The organism is Kibdelosporangium aridum, from assembly GCF_900176515.1.
GTDB lineage: Bacteria > Actinomycetota > Actinomycetes > Mycobacteriales > Pseudonocardiaceae > Kibdelosporangium > Kibdelosporangium aridum.
In genome coordinates, this window is record NZ_FWXV01000002.1 from 1335713 (window position 1) to 1362007 (window position 26295).

Below are 26295 nucleotides of genomic sequence, written 5' to 3' on the forward strand. Positions count from 1 at the left end.
CACCTAACATCGCGGACGTGATGTTTGCATCCGTGGTCGGCGCAATCGCACTCACCGTGGTCGGCCTTGCCGTCACCGTGACGGGCCTGCTGGGTTTCCGCGAGCGGCTGCCGCTCAACAGGGTCGCGGGCGTGCGTACCGCGGCGGCGATGCGTGACGCCGACACCTTCCGGGTGGCGAACAAAGTGGCCGGTCTGCCGTTCGTGGTCGCCGGCGTGATCGGTGTCCTCGGCGGAGTCCTGCTCCTGGTCATGCAGACCGGTGGCATCGTCGCGGTTGTGCTCAGCCTCGGCGGGATGCTGGTGATCGCCTCCGCCGGTGGCCTGCTCGGTCACAAGGCCGCACTGGCGGTCCCGGAGCCCGAGCCGGAACTGCCACCCGGATGCGCCGGTTGTGCATGCGGCAACTGCGGCGTCGCCAAGCTGAAGGGCTAGTTCGTCCGGACGTCGCCGGGATGCGTTGCCAGCAGCGCGATCGGCATGCCCTGACGGCGAAGCACCCGGCCCCACAAGTCCTGTGTGGGCGAAGCCAGCACGTCGTTCGGCAGTGCGGGAACCACGATCCAGTCGCCGCGTTCGATCTCACCGCCGAGCTGATCGACGTCCCAGCCCGCGTAACCGGCGAACACCCGCAGTCCCTTGACTTTCGACGCGAGCGTGTCCGGATCGGCGTCCAGGTCCACAAGCGCCACCGGGCCACGGACGCTGATCACGCCCTTGAGGCTGGACGCGTCCTCACCCGTGCGCAACGCGGCCAAGCACAGCGCGGTCTTCTGCTCGACCGGCCCGCCGACGAACAGCGACTGCGGCTCGCTGACGTGATCACCCCAGGCGGGTAAGACGTCATGCACCGGTACGTCGCTCGGACGGTTCAGTACGACGCCGAGGGTGCCCTCGCTGCGACGGTGGTCTATCACGTAGACCACCGTCCGGCGGAAGTTCTCGTCGAGCAGGGTGGGCGCCGCCACGAGCAGCGTTCCTGGCTCTACGTCAGCGTCGGGTCGCACAACGCACATGATCCCATCAGCCCCGGGGACCTCATGAGACCCGGGCGGGTTGTAAAAAACGCGGGATGATCCGCCGGAACAACAGCGGCACCCGGTAACGTTAGTAGCTAGGTCGGCGCGTCAACGTGTCCCCCGGGCTCAACCACAAAAGCCTTCATGGAATACCGGTAACGCAGGAGCCATGTCGCGCCTATCGCCGAGAGGCGACCGGGCGCGTCGACCCCCTCGCTCTGGGCGACCCTGCTCGCTGTGCTTCGCTACAGCTCGCCGGGTCGCTCGGCATCATTTTGGGGGGCCGAGCCCCCCAAACCCCCACGGTGCGGGCTCCTTCTGACCCAGCGCTGGGCGCTTTTCGCTTTCACCAGCCACCGGCCTGCTGGCTGGGGCTGCGGTGGGTTCATGTGGCCGAGTATTCGATGTTGGCTGTCGGTTTCCTGTTTTGCGTAGGCTGGACGCTCGTGACAGTGGTGGTCGACGACAAGAGGAAAGTGCCTACGCGGCAGTTGCTGGCACTGCGTGAGTTCCGTCGACTGCTCTACCTGCGCTTCTCATCGCAGTGGGCGGACGGCCTGTTCCAGACCGGGCTGGCCGGGGCGGTGATCTTCAACCCGGAGCGTGGTGCGGATCCGCTGACCATCGCGACCGGTTTCACGGCGCTGCTGCTGCCGTACTCGATCGTGGGTCCCTTCGCGGGTGCGTTGCTGGACCGGTGGGATCGCAGGCGGGTGCTCGTGGTGGCCAGTCTGCTGCGTGCGGGGCTGATCCTGGCCGCGACGATCGGGTTGCTCGCTGGGGCGCCGAGTGGGCTGTTGTTCCTGATGTCCCTGATGGTTCTTGGGGTCACCCGGTTCATGGGCTCAGGTCTTTCCGCAGCTCTCCCGCACGTGGTGCCCGAACGAAATCTGGTGCAAGCCAACTCGATCGCCGTAACCCTCGGCTCGATCGTGGCCGTGTTCGGCGGTGGGTGCGCGATCGCCTTGCGCAAGGTCTTCGGTGAGGACGACTACGGCTCCGGCATCACCACGTCGTTCGCGATCGTCGGCACCGTGCTCGCGGTCCTGTTCGCGGTGAAGTTCGAGCGCGGCAAGCTCGGACCGGACCAAGTGGACGAACCCGCCGGAACGTTCATGGCCGTCGCGCGCGGCCTTTTCGACGGCGCCAGAGCGGCCTGGCAGGCGCCTCGCGTGGTCGCTGGGTTCGTCGCGTTGTTCGCGCACCGGATCTCCCAGAGCATCGCGCTGCTCATGGCTGTACTGCTGATGCGCTACTACTTCACCGACTTCGGCTGGCTCAAGGCCGGGCTGACCGGACTCGGTGAGATCGCCGCGTTCGCCGGGGTCGGCATCTTCATCGCCGGGCTGGTCACGCCGAAGCTGGTCGACCGGTTCGGCAGGCACCCGACGGTCATCGGCGCGTTGCTGCTCGTCGCCGCCGCGATGGCCGGGCTCGGCCTGCCGATGACGCTGCCGACCATGCTCGGCGCCGCGTTCCTGATGTTCGGCGCGGGCCAGGTGATCAAGCTCTGCGTCGACGCGGTGATCCAGGCCGACATCGGCGACGAGTCCCGTGGCCGGGTGTTCTCGCTCTACGACATGTTCTTCAACGTCACCCAGGTGGCGGCGATCGCGGTGGCCGCGGCGGTCATCCCCGCCAACGGCCACTCCCACGGCCTAATCGTCGCGACGATCGTCTTCTACCTGCTCGGCGTGGTCGGCTACGTCTTCGCCAGCCGCCGGGACCACGCTGCTCACGTCGTCTAGCCCCTGCTCAGCAGCCCAGCGCCGCAGCTCGGCCACGGCCTCGTCGTGGTCGAGCGGGCCCCGGTCGAGGCGCAGGTCCTTGAGGAACTTCCAGGCCTTGCCGACCATCGGGCCCGGCTTGAGGCCGAGGATCCGCATGATCTCGTTGCCGTCCAGGTCCGGCCGGACCCTGGCGAGGTCCTCGTCGGCCGCGATCCGGGCGATCCGTGCCTCCAGGTCGTCGTACGAGCGCTGCAGCGCCTGCGCCTTGCGGCGGTTGCGGGTCGTGCAGTCCGCGCGGACCAGCTTGTTCAGCCGCTCGAGCAGGTCACCGGCGTCGGTGACGTACCGGCGCACCGCCGAGTCGGTCCACTCGCCCTTGCCGTAGCCGTGGAACCGCAGGTGCAGGAACACGAGCTTGGCGACGCTCTCGATGATCTCCTTCGAGTACCGCAGCGCCCGCAAGCGCTTGCGGACCATCTTGGCGCCGACCACCTCGTGGTGGTGGAAGCTCACGCCACCGCCGGGGATGTACCTGCGGGTGTCCGGCTTGCCGATGTCGTGCAGCAGCGCGGCCAGCCGCAGGACCAGGTCCGGCTCGCTGCCGTCCTCCTCGAGGTCGATCGCCTGCTCGAGGACCACCAGCGAGTGCTGGTAGACGTCCTTGTGCTGGTGGTGCTCGTCGATCTCCAGCCGCATCGCGGGCACCTCGGGCAGCACGTAGTCGGCCAGCCCGCTGTCCACCATCAGCTCCACGCCCCGCCGCGGCTCGACGCCACACAGCAGTTTGGACAGCTCGACCTGGACGCGCTCCGCGGTGATCCGCTCGATCTGGCCGGCCATCCGTTGCATCGCATCGACCACGCGTGGCGCGGCGGTGAACCCGAGCTGGCTGGTGAACCGAGCGGCCCGCATCATCCGCAGCGGGTCGTCGCCGAACGACTCCTCCGGCGTCGCCGGGGTGTCCAGGACCTTGGCCTCCAGCGCCGCCATGCCGTCGTACGGGTCGACGAACTGCTTGGTGGCCAAGTTCACGGCCATCGCGTTGACGGTGAAGTCCCGCCGCTTGAGGTCGTCCTCGATCGAGTCACCGAACCGCACCTCGGGGTTACGCGACACACCGTCGTACTGGTCGGCCCGGAACGTGGTGATCTCACACGTCAGTCCGTCCTTGGTGGCCCCGACCGTGCCGAAGGCGATGCCGATGTCCCAGACCGCGTCCGCCCAGCCCGACACCAGGCGCATGACCTGCTCCGGGCGGGCGTCGGTGGTGAAGTCCAGGTCTTTGCCCAATTCGCCCAGCAGCGCGTCCCGCACGCTCCCGCCGACAAGGAAAAGGCTGTGACCTGCCTTGGCGAACAAGGCGGACAGCTCTTCCGCGACCGGGGAGATGCGCATGAGTTCCACTACCGCATTCTGCTTGGCAAGCATCGTCGACACGGCGAATCAGGCTAGTTGACGTGGCGAGACGATTACGATCGAGTTCATGTCCCCGTCATCCGGACGTCCCAACGGCACCCGGTCCGGGCGCCGCGGCAGGCGCCGGGGCAGACGGCTGACGACGGTCGACGAGACCTCCGCCGGCGGCCTGGTGATCGACGAGGACAGAGCCAAGGCAGTGGTCATCGGCAGACTGGACCGCAGGGGACGGCTGCTCTGGTCACTGCCCAAGGGACACATCGAGGACGGCGAGACGCCGGAACAGACCGCGGTGCGTGAGGTCAAGGAAGAGACCGGCATCACCGGCGAGGTCGTCCGCTCCCTTGGCTCGATCGACTACTGGTTCGTGGCGGAGAACCGGCGGGTGCACAAAACCGTGCACCACTACCTGCTGCACGCCCTGTCCGGCGAGCTGTCCGATGAGGACACCGAAGTGACCGAGGTGGCGTGGGTCGCGCTTGATGATCTTGACGATCGGCTGGCGTATGCGGACGAGCGCCGGTTGGTGCGCAAGGCGGTGCAACTACTCTCCGAGTCAACAACGACACCGCTCGAGGGTGAAGTGTCGTTCTCGGATGGCCTCGATGCGCCGAAGGGTCGAAACCAATGAGTGGGCTGCGTCATGCAACCCGTCACAAGCTTTCCGCCGCCCTCGCGGCGGGTGTCCTGCTGGCCGGATCAGCGCCGCTGACCGCCGCCGCCCAGCCCGGTCCTGAGCCGCTGATCGCGCCGATCGGGATGGCCCGCACGCAACCGGCCAACACCCCGTCCCGGCTCAAGCTGGACATCGATCAGCTCGATCCGCGGGTGATCCGGTCGGACACCCCGACGGTCACGATCAAGGGCCGCGTCACCAACGTCGGTGACCGGCGGATCGACCAGGTCGAGGTCCGGTTACAGCGCGGCGAGGCACTGACCGACGAGGGCAAGCTGCGGGCCGCGATGACCCAGCCACCGAACGCGGAGATCGCCAAGCCGCCGTTCACGCTGGTCACCAAGTCGCTCGAGCAGGGTGCCAGCGCCACCTTCACCGCCACGTACTCGCTCGACCAGCTCAGGCTGGACCAGCCGGGCGTCTACCCGGTGCTGATCAACGTCAACGGCAGGCCGGAGTACGGCGGCGCGGAACGGCTGGCCGGCCTGAACGTGCTGCTGCCGGTGCTGTCCTTGCCGGGCCGGGGCAGCTCGACGCCGCAGGCACCGGCGAAGATCACCCTGTTGTGGCCGTTGGCTGACGATCACCCTCGGGTGGTCCGGCAGGCCTCCGGTGAGCAACAGCTGGTCCTTGGCGACGACGACCTGGCGTCATCGCTGCAGATCGGCGGCAGGCTCTACGGGATGCTGAACGCGGTCGAGGCCGCCACCAGGTCGAATTCCTCGCTGATGTCGTCGATCTGCTTCGCGGTCGACGGTGACCTGCTGGAAACCGTGCAGGCGATGGCCAACGGCTACCAGGTGCAGGGCCCGAACGGATCGACCACGCCCGGCAAGGGCAACGCCTTCGCGCAGCGTTGGCTCGTCACGCTTCGGTCCTTGGCTGCCGGGCAGTGCGTGATCGCGCTGCCGTACGCCGATGCTGACGTGTCCGCGCTGTCCCGCACGGGCGCAGCGGATCTGGCCAAGACGGCCGTGAACCAGAGTCTCGCCACGGTAGGCAACATCCTGCAGCCGACGAAGCCACTGCCCGGGGTGATCTGGCCGGTCGACGGCACGATCGACCAGCGTGCGCTGAGCGACATCGCCGGGGCCACGCCGACGACCGTGCTGGCCAATCCGGCGCGGCTCAAGGGCGTCAACGGCCCCGCGCCGTACGCCGTCGGCCAATCCGACCGGGTGGTCCCGATCGACGAGCTGACCTCGTCCTCGCTGGCCGGTCCGGTCGCCGCGGAGGCCGGACCGGTCTCGGTGCAGAACGGCCTGGCGACGCTGCTGTTCCGGGCCACTCAGTCCGGGCAGTCCGTGCTGGTCGCGCCGCCGCGCCGGTGGACCGCACCGGCCAGCGAGCTGACCGTCTACCTGCAGTCGATCGGCCGGATGTTCACCGACAGGCTGGCCAACCCGCTCCCGCTCGAAGACCTGACCGGCACGCCGAACGGCTCGGCCACCGGCCTTGACTACCCCGAGCAGGACGTCGCCGCCGAGCTGCCTTCCTCGGTGCTCGACCAGATCGCCAAGGCCAACAGCATCCAGCGGGACCTGCTCGGCGCGATGCTGCCGGACGACACCCGCCCGGTGAACCCGGAGACGCTGATCTTCCCGATCCGCAACAGCCTGCTGCGAGCCAGCTCCAGCTCGTGGCGGGGCAACGTCACCGGCGGCACCCAGGCCACTGCCATCGCCGTCGGCGAGCTCGACGCGCTGCGTTCGCAGGTCACCGTCAGCCCGCCCGGCCCGCCCATCACGCTGGCCTCGTCCAACAGCCCGATCCCGATCCGGATCGGCAACAACCTCCCGGTGACCGTGCGGGTCAAGCTGATCATCCCGGAGAGCGCGGGCCTGCGGCCCGGCACGGTGACCGAGCGGCCGATCGCCGCCCGCAGCACGTTCACCGACCTCGTCCCGGCCGAATTGCTGCGCGCGGGGAAGTTCACCGCGGACGTGTGGGTCACCACACCGGGTGGCACCCCGCTGGGCACCGTCTCCAGAATTGAGATCTCGTCGGGGTCCTACGGCACGATCACCGTGGCGGTCACCAGCATCGCCGGTGGCATGCTGGTACTGCTTGCCGCCCGGCGCGTCTACCGTCGCATCAAGCAGAAGAAGAACCAGGAGCCCACACCGGCTTGACCAGAGCGAGGACACCCGTGCCCCCCGCTGGCGGCGGCAGACGACAGCAACCCCCGAGACCCCCGGCCCAGAAGGTGTCACAGCAGGCACCACCGAAGGCCGCACAGCCTCAGCAGCCTCGGGGGTCGTTCGGGCGTGCCGTCGGATCGATGGCGTTGGCCACCCTGGTCAGCCGGATCACCGGTTTCCTGTGGAAGCTCATGCTCGCCGTCGCGGTGGGGCTCGGCGCGGTCAACGACTCGTTCACGGTGGCCAACACGCTGCCCAACATCGTCTTCGAGATGCTGCTCGGTGGCGTGCTGGCCAGCGTGGTCGTGCCGCTGCTGGTGCGCGCGCAGGACGATCCGGACGGGGGGTTGGCCTACACGCAGCGTCTGCTGACCGTCGGCATGACGCTGCTCGCGGTGGGCACGATCATCGCGACCGCCGCCGCACCGTTCCTGACCAGCGTGCTCGTCGACAACTCGACCGGCCAGGCCAACACCGAGCTGGTGACGGCTTTCGCGTACCTGCTGCTGCCGGAGATCTTCTTCTACGGCCTGTTCGCGCTGCTCACCGCGATCCTGAACGCCAAGCACGTGTTCGGGCCGACGGCGTGGGCGCCGGTGGTCAACAACCTCGTGGTGATGGTGACCATCGGGATCTACGCGATCGTGCCTGGCGAGATCTCGCTCGACCCGGTCCGGATGGGCGACGTGAAGCTGCTGGTCCTGGGGATCGGCGTGACGCTGGGCATCGTGGTCCAGTCGTTCATGTTGGTGCCGGCGCTTCGCCGGGTCGGCTTCAAGTTCCGGTGGAACTGGGGCTTCGACTCGCGGCTCAAGGAGTTCGGCGGGCTGGCGCTGTGGATCCTCGGTTACGTCGCGATCAGCCAGATCGGCTACGTCATCAGCACCCGCGTACTGACCGCGGGCGCTCCCGGTGGTGCGGCCATCTACAGCTACGCGTGGCTGCTGCTGCAGTTGCCGTACGGCGTCATCGGTGTCTCACTGCTGACGGCGATCATGCCTCGGTTGAGCCGTGCTGCCGCGGATGGTGACGACCGCAAGCTGATCACCGATCTGTCGTACGCCAGCCGCCTGTCGGCCGTGATCCTCGTGCCCATTTCGGCCGTCCTGACTGTCACCGGGACGTCCATCGGCATCGTGCTGTTCTCGCACGGCGCGAGCGACACCGCTCAAGCGACGAGACTCGGTGAGTCGCTCGCGGTGTCCGCGTTCGGCTTGCTGCCGTATGCGTTGGTCATGCTGCAGCTGCGGGTGTTCTACGCGATGAAGGACGCCCGGACCCCGACGTTGATCATGGTCGTGATGACCGCGGTGAAGGTGCCGCTGCTGTACATGTGCGAGGCGGTGCTGGCGCCGGAGCACGTGGTCCTCGGTGTGATGATGATCAACTCGCTGAGTTTCGTCGTCGGTGCGGTGCTCGGACAGGTGTGGCTCTGGCTTCGGCTGGGGCACCTGAGGACCAAGCGGGTCGTCGGGGTGACGCTCTTCTCGGTCTTCGCAGGCGGGCTTGGGGTCGCCGCCGGGCTCGGGGTGGCCAAGCTGCTCGGCGGGCTGCTCCCGGAAGCAGCCACGGCCAGGGCGTTGTTGTCCCTGTTCATCCAGGGGACAGTCGCCGGGGTGGTGTCGTTCGGTGTGCTCGTCGCGCTCAAGGTCGACGAGCTCAAGCCGGCCACCGCGAAAATCACCCGACTGATTCGTCGCCGCTGAGCTGGGCGACCGTCATGGCTCGCGGGTTTCCCGTAGGCTCGCTACGAGGTATCCGTTGCGCGCGGATAGATGGCGCGTCAGACGGGAGAGTGCGGTGACGACCAGGAGGACCGACTACACCAACGACGCGACCGTCCGAGGCGTTCGCGCGACAGGTGGTGACCTGCTTCCGGGCGGGGTCATCGGTGATGGTCGCTATCGTCTGCTGGCTCCGTTCGGAGTCGATCTACGCGGCAACGCCCACCTGTGGCGTGCCAGAGACGGCCAACTGCGTCGGGATGTCGCTCTCACTGTGCTGGTCGGTGACCCGACCAACCGGGATGCGACCGTTGCCGCCCGTCGGACGTTGGAGCGTGCTGCCCACGCCGCCCGATTCACCAGCCCGACGGTCTCCCGTGTGCTCGACGTGCTCGGTGTCGGCGGCGGCATCGACCCGAGTGAAGGCGTGCTCGGTGTCGTCGTCGCGGATTTCGCGCAGGGCACGGACCTCGTCGACCTGATCGCCGAACACCCGCTGCCTGCCGGGACCGCGGCTCGTCTGGTCGAACCACTGGCCATCGCCGTGGAACAGGCGCACCACACCGGCCTGGTGCTCGGTGTCGATCACCCGCAGCGCGTCCGTGTCGGCCCGGACGGCTCGCTGCGGCTCGCCTTCCCCGGTCCGCTGCCGCAGGCCACCTTGCAGGACGACGTCAAAGGCCTCGGCGCGATCCTCTACTTGCTGCTGACCGGCCGTTGGGCGCTGCCAGGCGGTCCGCCGACCATCCCGGTCGCACCGCGCGAACGCAACGGCGCACCCGTATCGCCTGCCGTGCTCCGCCAGGACGTCCCGGACGACCTGGCCGACCTGGCCGTGCGCAGCATCGCGGACACGTCCCTCGGCGGCATCCGGACCAGCTCCGCACTGCTGACGGTGCTCGAAGGGATCGCTCAGCGCGCCGAGCTGATCGAGCAGCAGACCGAGTTGCTCAACCCGGTGCTGCCCGGCGGGGACCGGCTGGCCGACCAGGACACGATCTGGACGACCAACAAGCGTCCGCCCAGGGATGACGACCGGCGCCGCAAGCTGGCCATCGGTGTGACGGCGTTGACCGTGGCCACGGTGGGTGTGCTCGCGTGGGTTGGCATGCAGCTGATCAGCTTCTTCGGTAGCGACCCGGTGCCCGCCGCCGTCCAGCAGACCGTGGTGGCAAGCCCGCCGCCCGCCAGCGGCGGCAACGGCAACCAGCCGCAGGCCAACCCGCCACCCGCGCCGAAGCCCGCCGGTCCGGTCAAGCCGACCAGGGTCGTGGTCTATTCGGTCAAGGGAGACAAGGACAACGCCCGCACGGTCGGCCGGGTCAACGACGGCAAGCCGGGCACGGTGTGGTCGACCGTCCGGTACAAGCAACCGTTCCCCACGGCCAAGCCGGGCATCGGCATCATGTCGACGTTCAAGGAGCCGGCCAAGCTGGCCCAGGTGATCATCGACTCGCCCAGTGAAGGCACGGTCGTGGAGATCCGGTCGGCCGCGTCGGCGACCGCGAAGTTCGAGGACACCAAGGTGATCGGCACCGCGACGTTGACCAACGGCAAGACCGAGATCGCGCTGTCGGCGGCCGAACCGACCCAGAACGTGATGGTCTGGATCACCAAGCTCGGCGTGGACGAAGACCAGAACGTCAGTCAGATCCGCGAGGTCGAGTTCCAACTGGCCCAGTAAACGGCCACCACGCTGGACATGACTAAGCTGCCCGGGTGACCGCCGCAGCAAGCTCGGACGCAGCGCTGATCGCGTCCCATGCCGCCGGGGATCCACACGCGTTCGCCGAGATCGTTCGCCGCCACAGAGACCGGATGTGGGCTGTGGCGATGCGTACCCTGCGCGATCCGGAAGAGGCCGCCGACGCCCTGCAGGAAGCCTTCATCTCGGCTTTCCGCAGCGCCGGCTCGTTTCGTGCCGAATCACAGGTGACGACATGGCTGCATCGGATCGTGGTGAACGCGTGCCTGGACCGAGTCCGGCGCCGACAAGCGCGCCCGACTGTCCCACTGCCGGAGACCGGGCCTGGTGAGCCGGTCACTCCTGGTGATGCCATGTCCGATCGCGAGACCAGCCTGGTGGTGAAGAACGCTCTGGCTGAGCTGTCCGAGGAGCAGCGCGTGCCCATCGTGCTCGTCGATGTCGAGGGGTATTCGGTGGCCGAGACGGCCAAGATGCTCGGCATCGCCGAAGGCACCGTGAAAAGCCGCTGCGCCAGGGGCCGAGCCAAGCTCGCCAAAGTTCTCGGGCATCTGCGGAACCCGATTGCTGATGCGAACGTCCCAGGTGAAGCAAGCGAAAAGCGCGAGGGGCGTCCACGGCGTCAGCGGGAGGGGACATGACGAGCATCGGACGGGGGAGCGGCGGGCCGCCGTGGTCGGTCGACCTGCTCGCCGATCTCCAGGCGGGTGCGCTGGACCCTCAGCAGGCCGAGCAGTTGTGGCCGCAGGTCAACGCCGACCCCGAGGCTCGGGAGATCCTGGCCGCGCTGGAAGCCACGCAAGCGGACCTGCGTGAGTTCGCGAACGTCCCGGCTCCGCCCATGCCCGCGAACTTCGCGGCACGACTGGACGCCGCGATCGCCGCGGAGTCACAGGCACGCGCCCAAGCCACCCAAACGGCAACACCTCCACCCGCGGCACCGGTTGTCAGCCTTGACGCGGCACGGAAACGGCGTAACCAAAGGCTGGGCATCGGGATCGGGATCTTCGCCGCCGCCGCGGCGGCGGTCGGCATCACGTTCGCGGCATTGCCCGGCGGTACAAGCGATCCCAGCGCACCGCCGGTCGCGCAAGGACCGCTGAACTTCCCGTCCGAGTCGATCGGCCCGGAGCAGTTGCAGGCCGCCAAGGGCGGCACCGACTACGGCCCGTTCTCCGACAAGGAGAAGCTCGCCGGCTGCTTCCAGGCCATCGGCATCTCACCGAACGTGGAACCGCTCGGCGTCAAGCAGGTCACAGTCGACGGCAAGCAAGGCACGCTGTTCGTTCTCGCCTCGACGCCGCCAGGCACGTTCCGGCTGGTCACGGTCGGTCAGGACTGCGGCCCGGGCAACCCGTCGAAGATCGTGGACAAGCCAGGCGTGCGCTAGAAGCCCCGTTTCCCGTCAGTGCTGCCGGTCACCCGGATGGTGTGGAACAACCAGCACCTACGATCGGTTGACCTAGATGTCACTGGCGGGAAATTCACGGAGGGCAGATGGCGGCGCAAGACGAGGTCCGCAACCTGATCATCGTCGGGTCCGGCCCGGCGGGATACACGGCCGCGGTGTACGCGGCGCGCGCGCAGCTGTCTCCGCTGGTCTTCGAAGGCTCACAGTTCGGTGGTGCGCTGATGACCACCACGGAGGTCGAGAACTACCCCGGCTTCCGGGACGGCATCATGGGCCCCGATCTGATGGCGCAGATGCGCGAGCAGGCCGAGCGGTTCGGCGCCGAGCTGAGGACCGAGGACGTCGAGGCTGTGGAGCTGGAGGGCCCGGTCAAGTACGTCACCGTGAACGGTGTCCGGTATGCGGCCAAGGCCGTCATCCTGGCGATGGGCGCGGCACCGCGCTACCTGCACGTTCCGGGTGAGCAGGAGCTGCTCGGCCGTGGTGTGTCGGCGTGTGCGACGTGTGACGGCTTTTTCTTCCGTGGCCACGACATCATCGTGGTCGGCGGTGGCGACTCCGCCATGGAAGAGGCGCTGTTCCTGACCAAGTTCGCCGACTCGGTGACCATCGTGCACCGCCGCGAGGAGTTCCGTGCCTCGAAGATCATGCTCGAGCGCGCCCGCGCCAACGAGAAGATCAAGTGGCGGCTCAACGCCGAGGTGATCGAGGTTCTCGGCACCGACGGCAAGGTTTCCGGCGCCCGGTTGAGGGACACTCAGACGGGTAGCACCGAGGACGTCGCCGTGACCGGTGTCTTCATGGCGATCGGTCACGACCCACGCAGCCAGCTCGTCGCCGGCCAGGTCGACGTCGACGCTGAAGGGTACGTGCAGGTGAAGGGCCAGAGCACCTACACGAACCTGGACGGTGTCTTCGCCGCGGGCGACCTGGTCGACCGCACGTACCGGCAGGCCATCACCGCGGCAGGCTCGGGATGCGCGTCGGCGATCGACGCGGAACGCTGGCTCGCCGAGCACGGCGAATCGCATGCCCACCAGGCCCCCGAACTCGTCGGCGGCGGTTACGCCCCGACCAACACCTGACACTAGGAGAAACCGTGAGTGCCAACACTGTCGTCGTCACCGACAAGTCATTCACCGAGGACGTCCTGCAGAGCGACAAGCCGGTGCTGGTCGACTTCTGGGCCACCTGGTGCGGGCCGTGCCGGATGGTCGCCCCGGTGCTCGAGGAGATCGCCTCGGAGCACGCCGAGAAGATCACCGTGGCCAAGCTGGACATCGACGCCAACCCTGAGGTGGCGCGGGACTACCAGATCATGTCCGTGCCCACGATGATCGTTTTCCAGGGTGGCCGCCCGGTCAAGCAGATCGTCGGCGCGAAGCCCAAGGCCGCGCTGCTGAACGACCTGGCCGACTACGTCGCCTGACAATCGAACAACAGGCAAACCCGACCCGGGACTGAAACGTCTACACCTTGTGTGGCGATGATTCCCGGGTCGTGTCATGCATCACACTTGATCGGGTGATGCCGTGATGGACCGGACGCGGGACGTGACCCTAAGCGGGACCGCACGGCAGGCAGGGCACAATAGCCTGCGACACAACCTGAGAACGTCGGTTTTTCGAATTCTGACCTGAGTGAGGGGTGCATGCGGGAACTCCGCCCCGGTGACGCCGGACCGGCTGTAGCCGAAGTGCGGGCCACGCTCGCCAGCCTGGGCCTGCTGCCCACGGCCAACGGCACGGGCGACCCGTCGGTGTACGACCTCGCCGTCGAACACGCCGTGCGCGCTTTCCAGCAGCAGCGAGGCTTGATCACGGACGGGATCGTCGGGCAGGCCACCTACCAGGCCCTGCGTGACGCGACCTACCGTCTCGGCGGCCGCCCACTGGCCTACCTGGTCTCCGCGCCCGTGAGTGGCGACGACGTCCTGGAGCTGCAGGAACGCCTGCTGCAGCTGGGGTACAACGCCGGTCGCCCGAACGGCGTCTTCGGCCCGCAGACCGAGCGCGCGCTGCGCGAGTTCCAGCGCGACTACGGCCTGACCGTCGATGGCATGTGTGGCGCCGAGACCGTCAGCGCCTTCAACCGCCTATCGCCGCGCGCCAGCGGCGGCCGTCCGGTGCTGCTGCGTGAGCAGGAGCAGGTCCGTAAGGCCGGTCCACGGCTCCGTGGCAAGCGCATCGTCATCGACCCGGGCCACGGCGGCACCGACCCCGGTGTGACCGTCGACGGCATCAGGGAAGCCGACCTGATGTGGGACCTGGCTCGTCGCCTGGAAGGCCGGATGGTGGCCACCGGGATGGAAGCCATCCTGTCCCGCGGGCCGGACCAGTGCCCCACCGAGGCCCAGCGCGCGCACTTCGCCAACGAGGCGGGCAGCGACGTCTTCATCTCGCTGCACAACGACCGCAACGCCTCGCCGCGCGCCTCCGGCCTGGCGACCTTCTACTTCGGCACCGCGGGCAAAGGCACGTCCACCCTTGGTGAGGCGCTGGCCGGGTTCATCCAGCGGGAACTGACCGCCCGCACCGGCATGCTCAACTGCGGGACGCACGCCAAGACGTGGGATTCCCTGCGGCTCACCCGCTGCCCCGCGGTCCGGCTGGAGCTGGGCTACCTGAGCAACCCCGGCGACCGCGCGAGGCTGGCCGATCCGGCGTTCCGCGACCTGGTCGCCGAGGGCATCCTGGTGTCGGTCAAGCGGCTTTACCTGCTGGGCGAGAACGACCAGCCGACCGGCACGTTCACGTTCGCCGACCTGATGCGGCACGAGCTCGCGAAGAGCTGATTTCCCGAGGTTTCAGCGCTGGTAGACCGGGCTGGCGGTGGTCACAGAGACCGTGCCCAGCAGCCGCTCCAGCGCTGCCTCCACGTCTTCCTTCCAGGTGATCGCGCTGCGCAGTTCCAGGCGCAGCCGCGGCCACCGGGCGTGCGGCCGGACGGTCTTGAACCCGACGCAGGCAAGGAAATCCGCGGGCACGACACAGCACTGCTCTTCATCGTCCGGCTTGGCATCGCCGAAGGACTCGATCGCCTTCACACCACGGCGAGTGAGGTCCTTGGCCACCGCCTGGACGAGCATCCGGCCAAGCCCGCCACCGCGGAACTCCGGCAGGACGTAGAAGCCGGTCAGCATCACCGCGTCCGGACTGATCGGGGACGTAGGGAAGGCCAGCGAGCGCGGTACGGCGTTGGGCGGGGCATAGAGGACGAATCCCACCGGGAGCTTGTCCGAGTAGACCAGGCGGCCACATGAGCCCCATTCCAGGAGCATGTTGGAGACCCAGGCCTCCTTCTCCAGCTCGGTCTCCCCGAACGCTTCGGCCTGCTCCTTCAGGTGCGGTGCCAACTCCCAGAACACGCAGCCCCGTGAGTGCTTGGGGAGGTGCTCCAGGTTGTCCAGCGTGATGCCGACGACACGTCGCGACACCCAACCTCCCCGCAGGAGTGAAGGAACCCGATAAGAGGGCATGCGGTAACCACAGGCCCGGCGTCCAGGATAGGGCGATGTGACAAGTGCGGGAAGGACAACGACCTGATAGAGGCCAGAGTTACACTCGCTTGACTGACGAACGAGGTGGCGCATGCACTCGGAGGAACCAGAGGGCAATAAACATCCGATGCCCTCGACCGGCCAGAACCACGACCCGCACCTCAAGCGGTACGCGGCTCGAGCGACCGGGATGATGGCATCGGAAGTACGAGCGCTGTTCGCAGTCGCCAGCCGGCCAGAGGTGGTCTCGCTGGCAGGAGGAATGCCCAACCTCGCGGCACTGCCGCTTGACTCGATCGCGAGCGAGGTCTCGGGCTTGATCACCGCCGAGGGCTTGGTCGCCCTGCAGTACGGCTCGGCGCACGGCTATCAGCCGCTTCGTGAGCAGATCTGCGATGTGATGGCCCTTGAGGGGATCACCGCACATCCGGACGACCTCGTGGTCACCGTCGGCTCCCAGATGGCGCTGGACCTGGTCACCCGGATCTTCTGCGACCCCGGTGACGTGGTGATCGCCGAGGGCCCCTCGTATGTCGGTGCTTTGGGCACGTTCGCCTCCTACCAGGCGAACGTCGTGCACGTGGAGATGGACGACGACGGCCTTGTCCCTGAGGCGCTGAGGCAGGCGCTGGCCGCCGCGGCCGCAGCCGGTCAACGGGTCAAGTTCCTTTACACCATCCCGAATTTCCACAACCCCGGTGGCGTCACGCTGGCGGTGTCCCGGCGCGCCGAGATCCTCGAGATCTGCCGCAAGGCCGGTGTTCTGGTGATCGAGGACAACCCGTACGGACTGTTGGGTTTCGACGGCCAGACGTACCCGGCGCTGCGGTCGACGGACCCGGACAACGTGATCTACCTCGGGTCGTTCTCCAAGACGTTCGCCTCCGGCCTGCGGGTCGGCTGGGCGCTCGCACCGCACGCGGTGCGGGAAAAGCTTGTCCTGGCAGCGGAAGCGGCTGTGTTGTCGCCGCCGATGCTCAGCCAGCTGATCGTGTCGCGCTATCTGGCCACGCACGACTGGCAGGGCCAGATCAAGTCGTTCCAGACGATGTACCGCGAGCGCCGGGACGCGCTGCTGACCGGCCTCGACCAGCACATGCCCGCGGGCTGCACGTGGACCAAGCCGGACGGCGGCTTCTTCGTCTGGATGACGGTGCCGGAAGGCATTGACACCAAAGCAATGCAGCCGCGCGCGGTCACCGCCCGGGTGGCGTACGTGCCCGGGACGGGGTTCTACGCGGACCGGTTCGGCACGCGGCAGATGCGCCTGTCGTTCTGCTACCCGACGCCGGAGCGGATCCGTGAGGGCGTCCGGCGGCTGGCCGTCGTGCTGGAGCAAGAGCTGGAGCTGTACCGCACCTTCGGGCCGGCGGCGCGGCGTGTCACCTCCGGAGCGCAGACTCCGAGCCCTGACACGGCATAATCCGGGCGTGTCAGATCGAACGGTTGCCGTCCTGTCCGGTGGGCTTACCCACGAGCGTGACGTTTCACTGCGGTCGGGGCGGCGACTGTCGAACGCCCTGCGCACGGTCGGCTTGACCGTCGACGAGTGGGACACCGACGGGGCGCTGCTGACCAGACTCAGTACCCAGAAGCCGGACGCGGTCGTGATCGCTTTGCACGGCGGCGAAGGCGAGAACGGGTCGATCCAGACCGTGCTGGAAATGCTCGGCCAGCCGTTCGTCGGCACCGACTCGCACGCGTGCCGACGCGCCTGGGACAAGCCGACCGCCAAAGCCGAACTGTCCCGCTCTGGTCTGCTGACGCCGGACTGGGTCGTGCTGTCGCACAGCACTTTCCGTGAGCTTGGTGCCCAGGCCGTCCTCGACGCGATGGTGGCTCGGCTCGGGCTGCCGCTGATGCTCAAGCCGGATCAAGGTGGCTCGGCGCTCGGTGCTCAGGTCGTGCGTGACGCGTCCGAGCTTCCGGCCGCGATGGTCAACTGCTTGGCGTACGGCGAGACCGTGCTCGCCGAGGAGTACATCACCGGCATCGAAGTCGCCGTGACCGTGATCGACACTCCGGACGGACCGGTCGCCCTGCCCGCGGTTGAGATCGAACCGGAGAACGGCGTCTACGACTACACGGCTCGATACACCGCTGGCCTGACCAACTTCTTCACCCCGGCGCGTGTGTCGCCGGACGTGGCGAGCCGGGTGGCCGACATGGCGGTGTCCGCGCACACGCTGCTCGGGCTGCGCGACGTCTCGCGGACCGACGCGGTGATCGCCGAAGACGAGTCGATCTACTTCCTTGAAGTGAACGTGTCGCCCGGACTGACCGAGACCTCGCTGCTGCCGATGGCGACCGAGGCGGCCGGTCGTTCGCTCGGTCAGATCTACGCCGAGTTGATCGACAGGGCCATCGACCGCGGTTGATTCACGTGAAACAAGTAAGAGCCCCGGCCATCGCCGGGGCTTTCTTATGGGCACATCAAAACGGACAAACCGGGATCGTCACCGTGACGTAATGACCTGGGGTGGTTATACGTCCTCTTGCCGTATCCCTTTTGTCCCATTTTGGTTGATGATGTCAACGATCCGCTCAAGATCGTCAACGGACCCGAACTCGACCACGATCCGGCCCTTCCGCTGCCCCAATTCGACCTTCACGCGGGTGTCGAACTTGTCGGAGAGGCGCTCGGCCAGATCCTGAAGCCCGGGAGCGTGCATCGGCTTGCGCGGCGCCGCCTTCGGCTTCGCCGGCTGATCGTGCTTCGCGAGGGTCACCGCTTCCTCGGTCGCCCGAACCGACATGCCCTCCTTGACGATCTGCGCCGCGAGCGCTTCCTGCCGCTCCGGGTCTTCCAGACCGAGCAGTGCACGAGCGTGGCCGGCGGACAAGATGCCAGCCGCGACCCGGCGCTGCACGGGGAGGGGGAGCTTCAGCAACCGGATGGTGTTCGTGATGACCGGGCGGCTCCGCCCGATCCGCGACGCCAGTTCCTCGTGCGTCACCTCGAACTCGTCGAGCAGCTGTTGGTACGCCGCAGCTTCTTCGAGCGGGTTGAGCTGCACCCGGTGGATGTTCTCCAGCAGGGCGTCCCGCAGCATCGCGTCGTCGGCGGTCTGCCGGACGATCGCCGGGATCTTCTCCAGCTCGGCCTGCTGCGAGGCCCGCAGCCGCCGTTCACCCATCACCAGTTCGTAGGAACCGCTGCCGAGATCGCGCACCACGATCGGCTGCATCAACCCGAACTCACGGATCGAGTGCTCGAGCTCTGCCAGCGCTTCCTCATCGAAGACCTGGCGCGGCTGCTTCGGGTTGGGCTTGATCGCGGAGGTGGGGATCTCGCGGTACACCGCACCGGCGACCTCACCGCCCGGCACAGGCGCGGGCACGCCACGAGCCGGGACGGGACGCCTGGGAACGGCAGGGCCGGCCGCGTCGGCTTCGGGACCGCTGGGGATCAGGGCGGCCAGACCACGACCGAGACCGCCCTTGCGTGCCGGAGGGGCCGCTTCCGGCTTGCTCATTCCGCCGCACCTCGTTCTGCGAGTTCGCGGGACGCGTCCAGGTAGCTCATCGCGCCACGTGAACCCGGGTCGTACGCGAGCACCGTCTGGCCGAAGCTCGGCGCCTCGGACACCTTCACGTTCCGGGGGATGACCGTCTGCAGGACCACGTCACCGAAGTGCTGGCGGACCTCCGCACTCACCTGGTCGGCGAGCTTGGTCCGGCCGTCGTACATCGTGAGCAGGATCGTGGACAGGTCCAGGTCCGGGTTGAGGTGCTTCTGCACCAAGTCGATGTTCTTCAGCAGCTGGCTCAGACCTTCCAGCGCGTAGTACTCGCACTGGATCGGGATGAGCACTTCCTGCGCCGCGACCATCGCGTTCACCGTGAGCAGGCCGAGCGACGGCGGGCAGTCGATGAAGACGTAGTCCGGACCGAGCTCGTCGAACGCCTCGTCAGTCAGCGCCGCCTTGAGCCGGGACTCGCGGCCGTGCATCTCGACCAGTTCGATCTCGGCACCGGCGAGATCTATGGTCGCCGGCACACACCACAGGTTCGGCGACTGGTCGCTGACCTGAGACGCGTCCTTCAGCGACACCTCACCGAGCAGCACCTCGTAGATGGACGGCGTGCCGGAGCGACGGTCGACGCCGAGCGCCGTGCTGGCGTTGCCCTGCGGGTCGAGGTCGATGACAAGCACCTTCAGCCCATGCATCGCCAGACCCGCGGCGAGGTTCACCGCGCTGGTCGTCTTGCCGACGCCACCCTTCTGGTTGGCGATGGTGAAGACGCGGCGGTGCGAGGGCTTCGGGAACTGCTTGTCGGGGTGCAGCAGTTTGGCAGCCCGTTCAGCCTCTTCGGCGATCGGTGTCCAGTTGACCTCGCCGGTCGGCGTGGGATGACTCACGGGTGGCTGCACCTCCTCGGCGCCCACGGCACCGTCTCAAGTTTCACGTGGAACATGCTCGGTCCGATCCTTCCTTATCGCCGCTTGCGGTTGCGCCCGGCAGCCGGTTCAGCGCGCCGCACCACAACAACGGTCGCAGGTTCGGCGAGGAACCCACCACCACATGTCCGTACCTCGGGGTCGACGCCGCCCGCACGAGCGATCTCGGCCCGATCCCGTTCGATCTCCTCGGCGGCGCTCGATCCCTTCAGCGCGACGAGCCGACCGCCGGTCCGCAGCAGGGGGAGACACCACCCGGCCAGCTTGCCCATCGGCGCCACTGCCCGCGCGGTGACGACGTCCCGGTTGGCGAGCTGTCGCCGAACGTCCTTCTCCTCGGCGCGGCCACGAACCACCGTGATGTTCAGATCGAGCTTGGCCGCGACCTCTTCCAGCCACACCACCCGACGCGCCATCGGCTCCAGCAGCACGACGTCCAGATCCGGTCGTGCGATCGCCAGGGGGATGCCCGGGAAGCCGGCGCCCGATCCGACGTCGACCACGGACGCGCCCTCCGGCACGCACTCCGCCATCGCCACCGAGTTCAACAGATGCCGTTCCCATAGCCGGTCGACTTCACGTGGACCGATCAACCCTCGCTCGACGCCGTGCACCGTGAGCAGTTCGGCGAACCGAGTCGCTCGGTCCGAACCGGCACCGAACGCCTGGGACACCACGTCGGTCATGAGCTCCATCCGATGTTCCACGTGAAACCACGCCAGCTCGATTGTCGCCGATCGGCAACCCTCGCCCCACCGACTCACCGCATCCGAATGGCAGTTTCACGTGAAACACGTGTCGCGTGGGGACCCGGATCAGGATCTCACATCACACGCACAAAAAAAGAACGCGGCCCGTCTTTTCGACGGACCGCGTCCAAACTCACTCAAAAGTGGCTAGGGCTTCGGGAAAATCACCACGCGTCGACGGGGATCCTCGCCTTCGCTCTCGCTGTGCACGCCCTCGATCTCCGCCACCGCGTCGTGGACGACCTTGCGCTCGAATGGCGTCATCGGCTGAAGGCGAACCTTCTCGCCCGTGCCGAGCACCTTCTCCGCACTCGCCTTGCCAAGATCGCGGAGCTCCTCCCGGCGCTCGGCCCGCCAGCCGGCGATGTCCAACATCAACCGGCTACGCACGCCGGTCTCCTGCTGGACCGCGAGCCGGGTCAACTCCTGCAGCGCCTCGAGGGCGTTGCCGCGCGGGCCGACCAGCTTCTCCAGATCGTCCCCACCATCGATGCTGACGATGGCGCGGCCGGCTTCGACATCGAGGTCGATGTCGCCGTCGAAGTCGAGCAGGTCCAAAAGGCGCTCCAGGTAGTCCCCGGCGATGTCGCCCTCCTGGACAAGCAACTCCTCACCGGTCGGACCGGACCGCCCTGGCTTCTCCTCGGCGGCGTCGTTATCGACCTGCCCGCCCTCGGCCCCGAGGTCGGTGTCGGCTGCCGTCACGGTCTCTCCTCTCCAGGCCTCGGTTAGCGTCACGGACGCTTCCGGCCTGACTTCTTGCTACGGGATCGGTCTGGCGTCAGACCGGGAACTTTGGTGCCGCCACTGTTGGTGTTGTTGCCCGAAGCAGGCTTCTTCGCCTGGTTGTTCCCGGGCTTCACCGACGGCTGCTTGGCCGGCCACTTCTTGACTGGCTTCTTGTCCGACGACGAGTCGGTGCTCTCCTCAGTGGAGGCCTCGTCGGAAGCGGCGACCGGCTTGGCCGGCGTCGGGCGCTTCTTCGGCTGGGTCGGCTTCTGACCGACCTTCGGGGCGAGGTTGCTGTTGCTGCGCTTCTCCTGCGCCTGAGCCTTCTGCTCTTCTTCCTCGCGGTCGATCTTCTTGTAGATCAGCCACTGCTGGCCGAGGGTCCAGATGTTGTTGCTCAACCAGTAGATGAGCAGACCGATCGGGAAGAAGGCACCGAACACGAGCACGCCGAGCGGGAACACCCAAAGGGTGATCTTGTTCATGATGCCGGTCTGAGCAGTGGCGGTCGCCGGGTTCTGCCGAGCCACGTTGTGCTTGGCGGTGAAGTGGGTGGCGATCGACGCGATCACCATCAGCGGCGCCGACACGATGATGACGGACTGGAGGTTGCCGCCGAGGCTCGTCATCTCGTTGCTTGCCTGCGCGATGTAGTTCGACAGGCGAGCGCCGAACAGGTTCGCGTGCAGGTACGACTCGACCTCGTCCGCACCGAAGTAGTAGTTGCCGGTCGCGTTCGGCACGAAGCCGCGCAGCACGTTGTTCAGACCGAAGAAGACCGGGATCTGCAGCAGCATCGGCAGGCAGCTGCCCAGCGGATTGACACCGTGCTGCGACTGCAGCTTCTGCATCTCCTGCGCGAGCTTCTGCCGGTCGTTCTTGTACTTCTGCTGCAGCTTCTTGATCTCAGGAGCGAACTCCTGCATCTTCCGCATCGAGCGGACCTGCTTGACGAACGGCTTGATCAGGATCGCGCGGACGGTGAACGTCAGGAAGACGATTCCCAGCAACCAGGCGACGCCACTGGTCGGGCCGAAGACGGCACCGAAGACCTTGTGCCAACACCAGAGGATGAAGGACACCGGGTAGTTGATGAAATCGAGCACGGAGCTACTCCTCGGCGGAACTGTGGTGAGCCGGGGTCCCGGACGCCTTGCGCCGGGGGCGACGGGGTGGCACGGGGTCGATTCCCCCCGAGCTCCAAGGGTTGCAACGCAGTAACCGCCACACGGCAAGCGCTAACCCCTTGATGGCGCCATGGGTCTTCAGGGCATCCACGGCGTAAGAACTGCAGCTGGGGTAGTAGCGGCAGGTGGGTGGCAACAGCGGCGAGATCACCTTGCGGTACACGTGGATCGGCAGCAGCAGAACCCATGCCACGGGACCGGTACGGCGTGGTGCACCGTCCGGGCTCTCATGAGAATCAGTCACTGTTCCACCGCCAGCTTGAGCCGCCGGACAGCCGCATCGAAATCCTGAGCGAGATCCGCGCTCGACGCTCGGGCGGCCGGCGGAAGCGCCCGCACGACCAACGAGCTGCCGGGAGCGAGAGTTCCGAGCCGGTCGGCCACCAGATGGCGCAGCCTGCGGGTGACCCGGTGGCGGACCACCGAGTTGCCCACTGCCTTGCTTACAACGAAGCCAACCCGGACGGGCGAGCCCGTCCGGGTCAGCGAGGTCTCAGTTGTCGGCTCCATGCTCTGCACCGCGTGCACGACGAGCCGGGGTCGCCCAGCGCGCCGACCGTGCCGGGTCACATGGGCGAAGTCGCCGCTACGCGTGAGCCGGGCGGTTGCGGGCAGCACGGTGCCGTGCCGCCTGTCAGGCCGACAGTTCGGAGCGGCCCTTGCGGCGACGAGCCGACAGGATCGCCCGCCCCGCACGGGTACGCATGCGCAGCCGGAACCCGTGGGTCTTGGCACGACGGCGGTTGTTCGGCTGGAAGGTGCGCTTGCCCTTGCTCACGGCTTCGTTCTCCCGATCTTGTCTTGAGGTCGCGTGTCCCCAGCTGGAGGTTGGCCCTCGGTGGACCGGCGTGCGACGTGGTGGTTCGAACGGCGTGAATGGGCACGCAGAACACACCCGACGCTAGCGGGAGACCTTTCGAGGGTACGCACCCCGTCCTCACCGGCCAAATCCGGGTCGGTCTTCCGGCTCGCCGACGCGACACGCCGCCGTTGGGCGACCTTGGCAACAGGCACGTCTTGTGGGCGCGGGCGGCGCTTGTTAGCGTGCGGCTCTTGGTTTGTCACACGGGGAGTGGGAGCCCCGCCGTGTCACGTCCCGCCACTCGGTACGTTGAACCGATACGGGCTTCGCTGCGGTACGCCGTATCTTCGTGCACAGTTGTGGACAACCCTGTGGATGCCCTCGGGTTCGGGTGACCTCGGGCAGCGGCTCGCCCGCTATTCACAAGTAAGTACGAGGGGAGGGGAGCCCGCCAGGTGTCCGAGCACCAGATCAACTTTGGTCTCGTATGGGAACAGGTCGTCCGTGAGCTGTCTGCCGGGATCCTGTCACGCCAGCAACAGGCGTGGATGCGGGTGACTAGGCCGATCGGCCTGCTTGACGGAACCGCGCTGCTGGCAGCGCCGAGCGATTTCGCCAAGGAAGCAATCGAGCGCGCACTGCGCGAGCCGATCACCGACGCGCTGTCCCGCAGGCTCGGCCGGACCATTTCCCTCGCTGTGAAAGTGGACACTGTCGGCTCACCCACACCAGCGGTCGCGCCAACCGCGGCCCCGGTCGAACCGGTCGGCGTGAGCGCACCGCTCGCCACCGCGGTCCCGGTGCCCGAGATGGAGATCCCCGCCGACTCCTCCGACAGTGATGAAGTCGATGAGGAAGGTGAGGCGCTCGCCACGGCCAGGGAGGTCTGGCCGACCTTCAACGGCAAGCAGCCCGCCGCCGTCGGCCAGCCGTTCACCGCGCCCGCGCAGCCGCAGACGTCCAAGACCCGGCTGAACGAGAAGTACACGTTCGACACGTTCGTGATCGGTGCATCCAACCGCTTCGCCCACGCCGCCGCGGTCGCCGTCGCCGAAGCGCCGGCCCGTGCGTACAACCCACTCTTTATCTGGGGAGAGTCGGGACTGGGCAAAACCCACCTGCTGCACGCCGTGGGGCACTACGCACAGCGGCTCTTCCCCGGCATGCGCGTGCGGTACGTTTCGACCGAGGAATTCACCAACGACTTCATCAACTCGCTGCGTGACGACCGGAAAGTCGCCTTCCAGCGCAGGTACCGGGACATCGACATCCTGCTGGTCGACGACATCCAGTTCCTGGAAGGCAAGGAAGGTACGCAGGAGGAGTTCTTCCACACCTTCAACACGCTGCACAACGCGAACAAGCAGATCGTGGTCTCAAGCGACCGGCCGCCCAAGCGCCTGGAAACCCTGGAAGACCGGTTGCGCACGCGGTTCGAGTGGGGCCTGATCACCGACATCCAGCCGCCCGAACTCGAGACCCGGATCGCGATTCTGCGGAAGAAGGCCGCCCAGGACCGGCTGAACGTGCCCGCCGAGGTGCTGGAGTTCATCGCGGCGCGGATCGAGCACAACATCCGCGAGCTCGAGGGCGCACTGATTCGCGTGACCGCGTTCGCGTCCCTGAACCGCCAACCGGTCGACCTGGGTCTTGCGGAGATCGTGCTGCGAGACCTGATCCCGGACTCGCAGGTCCCGGAGATCAGCGCTTCCACGATCATGGCGGTGACGGCGGAGTTCTTCGGCGTGACGATCGAAGACCTCTGCGGACCGGGGAAGACGAAGGCGTTGGCGCAGTCTCGCCAGATCTCGATGTACCTGTGCCGCGAGCTGACGGACCTCTCGCTGCCGAAGATCGGCCAGACCTTCGGCGGCCGCGACCACACGACAGTGATGCACGCGGAGAAGAAGATCCGCAAGGAGATGGCTGAGCGTCGCCGGACCTACGACCAGGTCCAGGAACTCACCTCGCGGATCAAGCAGCGCGCCCGCGGCTGAGCTGAACGACCAGACGGGCAGGCCTCGCGCCTGCCCGTTTCGCATATCTGCCGCCGTGGCGTCCGACACTCGCAACTCGACCGCCCTGGTGTGATCGGTCCAGCCCTCATCGCGAATCGCGGAGTTTTCTGGGGGCACCCCTGAGCCCAACCACCCACCCAGAAAAGTCCGGGACGGCCGTCGCGCCCGCATGCCCTCACCCCGGCGCCGGTCTCCAACGCCGCTGGGAGGCTCTTGGCGCCCATCCGCCAGGACTGCGCAACTCCGCCACCGACGCCAAGCGTTTGCCGCCCGACGGACTGATCACCAGTCGCCGCAAGATCTCAATCGGACGGCACTCGCCGGTTCTTGATCACTCGGTCGGCTAGACCCGCGGCACGCCGGAGAGGTTTCTGCCAGACCCACCCGGCTCAGCCCAGACAGTCCAGAGAAACTTCGCGACGCCACACGGCGGGGTCGATCCTCAGCCGCCCGAGATCCAAGACACCTCGGCCCACCTCGCCGCCGAGCACCCGGTCGACTTGTTCATGCGCGCTCGGCTGTTGAGCTCACTGGCCCCCTGTGCTCGCGTCCGCGCCAAAGGCGGTGAGCAGCCGGACGATCCGAATCTTTCTGCCGACTCGCTCGGCGCAGCCCATGGCCGCCACAGAAAACTCCCCGCGCCGAGGCGACACGGCCAATCGCTTGCGTCCGGCACAACCCGGCCACCGAGAGCACCCGCGGGCCGTCGATCCTTTCTGCCGGACCTCCACGGCCGAGCCCCGAGCTCAGCCAGAAACCTCGTCCGACCGCCCCCAAGACAGTGCCCTCAACCCGCCCGCCGCGCAGGTTTCTCGGCAGACACCCAGCCCAACCGGCCCACCTCGGCAGAAAACTTCGGCCGCCGACGCGACAACTTCCCGCCGTCGGCTCGTCGAACTATCACCAGCGGTTATCCACAGGTGTGGATCCTTTAAAAACCGCCATTCACCTGCCCCAACCACAACACCATCCACAGTCTGGGGCAAGATCATCAAAGCCGAATCAGACCCAAGACAGCCCCCACCCATCCCAAGGGGGCGGGGGCTCCCCGGCTTCAAGTGTAGTCGGGGAAATGGGGTCTGAGCAGG

General features: G+C 67.4%; 25 protein-coding genes. 14 read left to right on the plus strand and 11 right to left on the minus strand.

From position 1 onward, the window contains the following. Window positions 1–20 precede the first annotated feature (20 nt). Window positions 21–434, plus strand: coding sequence for an SdpI family protein (locus tag B9C43_RS15865; RefSeq protein ID WP_084428214.1), 414 nt, complete (start codon window positions 21–23; stop codon window positions 432–434). Here the strand turns inward: B9C43_RS15865 and B9C43_RS15870 are convergent. Further along, complete coding sequence (locus B9C43_RS15870; protein WP_033380155.1) at window positions 431–1015, minus strand: YqgE/AlgH family protein; 585 nt, start codon at window positions 1013–1015, stop codon at window positions 431–433. The genes B9C43_RS15865 and B9C43_RS15870 overlap by 4 nt on opposite strands. Window positions 1016–1464: 449 nt before the next feature. Between B9C43_RS15870 and B9C43_RS15875 the strand changes: the two genes are divergently transcribed. Then, complete coding sequence (locus tag B9C43_RS15875; RefSeq protein WP_235038633.1) at window positions 1465–2766, plus strand: MFS transporter; 1302 nt, start codon at window positions 1465–1467, stop codon at window positions 2764–2766. Here the strand turns inward: B9C43_RS15875 and B9C43_RS15880 are convergent. Further along, window positions 2677–4176, minus strand: coding sequence for a CCA tRNA nucleotidyltransferase (locus tag B9C43_RS15880; RefSeq protein WP_084428216.1), 1500 nt, complete (start codon window positions 4174–4176; stop codon window positions 2677–2679). The two genes, B9C43_RS15875 and B9C43_RS15880, sit on opposite strands and share 90 nt — an antisense overlap. 55 nt (window positions 4177–4231) lie before the next feature. On the opposite strand from B9C43_RS15880, the gene B9C43_RS15885 reads away from it, so the two are divergent. The 9 genes from B9C43_RS15885 to B9C43_RS15925 all read left to right on the plus strand — a co-directional run bounded on the left by B9C43_RS15885 (window position 4232) and on the right by B9C43_RS15925 (window position 14615). Then, the gene (locus B9C43_RS15885; RefSeq protein WP_033380152.1) at window positions 4232–4795 is read left to right on the plus strand and encodes an NUDIX hydrolase; all 564 of its coding nucleotides are present in this window, start codon (window positions 4232–4234) and stop codon (window positions 4793–4795) included. Further along, complete coding sequence (locus tag B9C43_RS15890) at window positions 4792–6972, plus strand: DUF6049 family protein (RefSeq protein WP_084427183.1); 2181 nt, start codon at window positions 4792–4794, stop codon at window positions 6970–6972. Before B9C43_RS15885 ends, B9C43_RS15890 begins: the two co-directional genes overlap by 4 nt. A gap of 149 nt (window positions 6973–7121) precedes the next feature. Next, window positions 7122–8687 carry a murein biosynthesis integral membrane protein MurJ gene (gene murJ / locus B9C43_RS15895; protein ID WP_143446351.1) on the plus strand — a complete coding sequence of 522 codons (1566 nt, stop codon included), beginning with the start codon at window positions 7122–7124 and terminating at the stop codon, window positions 8685–8687. A 94-nt stretch (window positions 8688–8781) separates the two neighbouring features. Then, on the plus strand, window positions 8782–10389 hold the full coding sequence (locus B9C43_RS15900) for a protein kinase family protein (protein ID WP_084427187.1): 1608 nt from the start codon (window positions 8782–8784) through the stop codon (window positions 10387–10389). Between the two features lie 35 nt (window positions 10390–10424). Then, window positions 10425–11051, plus strand: a complete 627-nt coding sequence (sigM, locus tag B9C43_RS15905; protein WP_033380145.1) for an RNA polymerase sigma factor SigM — start codon at window positions 10425–10427, stop codon at window positions 11049–11051. Beyond that, window positions 11048–11800 carry an anti-sigma factor gene (locus B9C43_RS15910; RefSeq protein WP_033380144.1) on the plus strand — a complete coding sequence of 251 codons (753 nt, stop codon included), beginning with the start codon at window positions 11048–11050 and terminating at the stop codon, window positions 11798–11800. The genes sigM and B9C43_RS15910 overlap by 4 nt, the downstream gene beginning before the upstream one ends. 107 nt (window positions 11801–11907) lie before the next feature. Beyond that, the gene (trxB, locus tag B9C43_RS15915) at window positions 11908–12906 is read left to right on the plus strand and encodes a thioredoxin-disulfide reductase (protein WP_033380143.1); all 999 of its coding nucleotides are present in this window, start codon (window positions 11908–11910) and stop codon (window positions 12904–12906) included. A 14-nt stretch (window positions 12907–12920) separates the two neighbouring features. Then, window positions 12921–13250 (plus strand): thioredoxin, encoded by a 330-nt coding sequence (gene trxA, locus B9C43_RS15920; protein ID WP_033380142.1) that lies wholly within the window; start codon window positions 12921–12923, stop codon window positions 13248–13250. A 222-nt stretch (window positions 13251–13472) separates the two neighbouring features. After that, entirely contained in the window at window positions 13473–14615 is a 1143-nt protein-coding gene (locus B9C43_RS15925) for an N-acetylmuramoyl-L-alanine amidase (RefSeq protein ID WP_084427191.1), read from the plus strand. Window positions 14616–14627: 12 nt separating this feature from the next. Here B9C43_RS15925 and B9C43_RS15930 read toward each other — a convergent pair whose 3' ends face one another. Next, window positions 14628–15257 carry a GNAT family N-acetyltransferase gene (locus B9C43_RS15930; protein WP_033380131.1) on the minus strand — a complete coding sequence of 210 codons (630 nt, stop codon included), beginning with the start codon at window positions 15255–15257 and terminating at the stop codon, window positions 14628–14630. 190 nt (window positions 15258–15447) lie between these two features. On the opposite strand from B9C43_RS15930, the gene B9C43_RS15935 reads away from it, so the two are divergent. Together B9C43_RS15935 and B9C43_RS15940 are read left to right on the plus strand one after the other, a co-directional pair. Then, window positions 15448–16743: an aminotransferase-like domain-containing protein gene (locus B9C43_RS15935; protein ID WP_235038634.1), complete on the plus strand. Its 1296-nt coding sequence runs from the start codon at window positions 15448–15450 to the stop codon at window positions 16741–16743. Between the two features lie 7 nt (window positions 16744–16750). Next, window positions 16751–17698 carry a D-alanine--D-alanine ligase family protein gene (locus B9C43_RS15940; RefSeq protein ID WP_084427195.1) on the plus strand — a complete coding sequence of 316 codons (948 nt, stop codon included), beginning with the start codon at window positions 16751–16753 and terminating at the stop codon, window positions 17696–17698. Window positions 17699–17803: 105 nt separating this feature from the next. Here B9C43_RS15940 and B9C43_RS15945 read toward each other — a convergent pair whose 3' ends face one another. From B9C43_RS15945 to rpmH, 8 genes are all read right to left on the minus strand, one after another. Further along, complete coding sequence (locus B9C43_RS15945; RefSeq protein WP_084427197.1) at window positions 17804–18796, minus strand: ParB/RepB/Spo0J family partition protein; 993 nt, start codon at window positions 18794–18796, stop codon at window positions 17804–17806. Beyond that, window positions 18793–19695: a ParA family protein gene (locus B9C43_RS15950; protein ID WP_033380140.1), complete on the minus strand. Its 903-nt coding sequence runs from the start codon at window positions 19693–19695 to the stop codon at window positions 18793–18795. Before B9C43_RS15950 ends, B9C43_RS15945 begins: the two co-directional genes overlap by 4 nt. Before the next feature lie 62 nt (window positions 19696–19757). Next, a complete protein-coding gene (rsmG, locus tag B9C43_RS15955) occupies window positions 19758–20417 on the minus strand; it encodes a 16S rRNA (guanine(527)-N(7))-methyltransferase RsmG (RefSeq protein WP_084427199.1) in 660 nt (219 codons plus the stop codon). A 201-nt stretch (window positions 20418–20618) separates the two neighbouring features. Next, window positions 20619–21176 (minus strand): Jag family protein, encoded by a 558-nt coding sequence (locus B9C43_RS15960; RefSeq protein ID WP_084427202.1) that lies wholly within the window; start codon window positions 21174–21176, stop codon window positions 20619–20621. A gap of 29 nt (window positions 21177–21205) precedes the next feature. Next, the gene (yidC, locus tag B9C43_RS15965; RefSeq protein WP_033380126.1) at window positions 21206–22306 is read right to left on the minus strand and encodes a membrane protein insertase YidC; all 1101 of its coding nucleotides are present in this window, start codon (window positions 22304–22306) and stop codon (window positions 21206–21208) included. A 4-nt stretch (window positions 22307–22310) separates the two neighbouring features. After that, entirely contained in the window at window positions 22311–22631 is a 321-nt protein-coding gene (gene yidD, locus B9C43_RS15970) for a membrane protein insertion efficiency factor YidD (protein ID WP_084427204.1), read from the minus strand. Beyond that, a complete protein-coding gene (gene rnpA / locus B9C43_RS15975; protein ID WP_033380125.1) occupies window positions 22628–23005 on the minus strand; it encodes a ribonuclease P protein component in 378 nt (125 codons plus the stop codon). The genes yidD and rnpA overlap by 4 nt, the downstream gene beginning before the upstream one ends. A gap of 16 nt (window positions 23006–23021) precedes the next feature. Then, the gene (gene rpmH / locus B9C43_RS15980) at window positions 23022–23165 is read right to left on the minus strand and encodes a 50S ribosomal protein L34 (protein ID WP_033380124.1); all 144 of its coding nucleotides are present in this window, start codon (window positions 23163–23165) and stop codon (window positions 23022–23024) included. 479 nt (window positions 23166–23644) lie between these two features. On the opposite strand from rpmH, the gene dnaA reads away from it, so the two are divergent. Further along, window positions 23645–25186 (plus strand): chromosomal replication initiator protein DnaA, encoded by a 1542-nt coding sequence (gene dnaA / locus B9C43_RS15985; protein WP_033380123.1) that lies wholly within the window; start codon window positions 23645–23647, stop codon window positions 25184–25186. Window positions 25187–26295: the final 1109 nt, after the last annotated feature.

Excerpts from the sequence above, each read along its gene's own strand:
- B9C43_RS15890 (WP_084427183.1), top strand. The coding sequence starts at position 4,792 with ATGAGTGGGCTGCGTCATGCAACCCGTCACAAGCTTTCCGCCGCCCTC.
- B9C43_RS15885 (WP_033380152.1), top strand. The coding sequence starts at position 4,232 with ATGTCCCCGTCATCCGGACGTCCCAACGGCACCCGGTCCGGGCGCCGC.
- B9C43_RS15910 (WP_033380144.1), top strand. The coding sequence starts at position 11,048 with ATGACGAGCATCGGACGGGGGAGCGGCGGGCCGCCGTGGTCGGTCGAC.
- B9C43_RS15865 (WP_084428214.1), top strand. The coding sequence starts at position 21 with ATGTTTGCATCCGTGGTCGGCGCAATCGCACTCACCGTGGTCGGCCTT.
- B9C43_RS15945 (WP_084427197.1), bottom strand. The coding sequence starts at position 18,796 with ATGAGCAAGCCGGAAGCGGCCCCTCCGGCACGCAAGGGCGGTCTCGGT.
- B9C43_RS15925 (WP_084427191.1), top strand. The coding sequence starts at position 13,473 with ATGCGGGAACTCCGCCCCGGTGACGCCGGACCGGCTGTAGCCGAAGTG.
- B9C43_RS15870 (WP_033380155.1), bottom strand. The coding sequence starts at position 1,015 with ATGTGCGTTGTGCGACCCGACGCTGACGTAGAGCCAGGAACGCTGCTC.
- rsmG (WP_084427199.1), bottom strand. The coding sequence starts at position 20,417 with ATGGAGCTCATGACCGACGTGGTGTCCCAGGCGTTCGGTGCCGGTTCG.
- trxB (WP_033380143.1), top strand. The coding sequence starts at position 11,908 with ATGGCGGCGCAAGACGAGGTCCGCAACCTGATCATCGTCGGGTCCGGC.
- B9C43_RS15935 (WP_235038634.1), top strand. The coding sequence starts at position 15,448 with ATGCCCTCGACCGGCCAGAACCACGACCCGCACCTCAAGCGGTACGCG.
- murJ (WP_143446351.1), top strand. The coding sequence starts at position 7,122 with ATGGCGTTGGCCACCCTGGTCAGCCGGATCACCGGTTTCCTGTGGAAG.
- B9C43_RS15880 (WP_084428216.1), bottom strand. The coding sequence starts at position 4,176 with ATGCTTGCCAAGCAGAATGCGGTAGTGGAACTCATGCGCATCTCCCCG.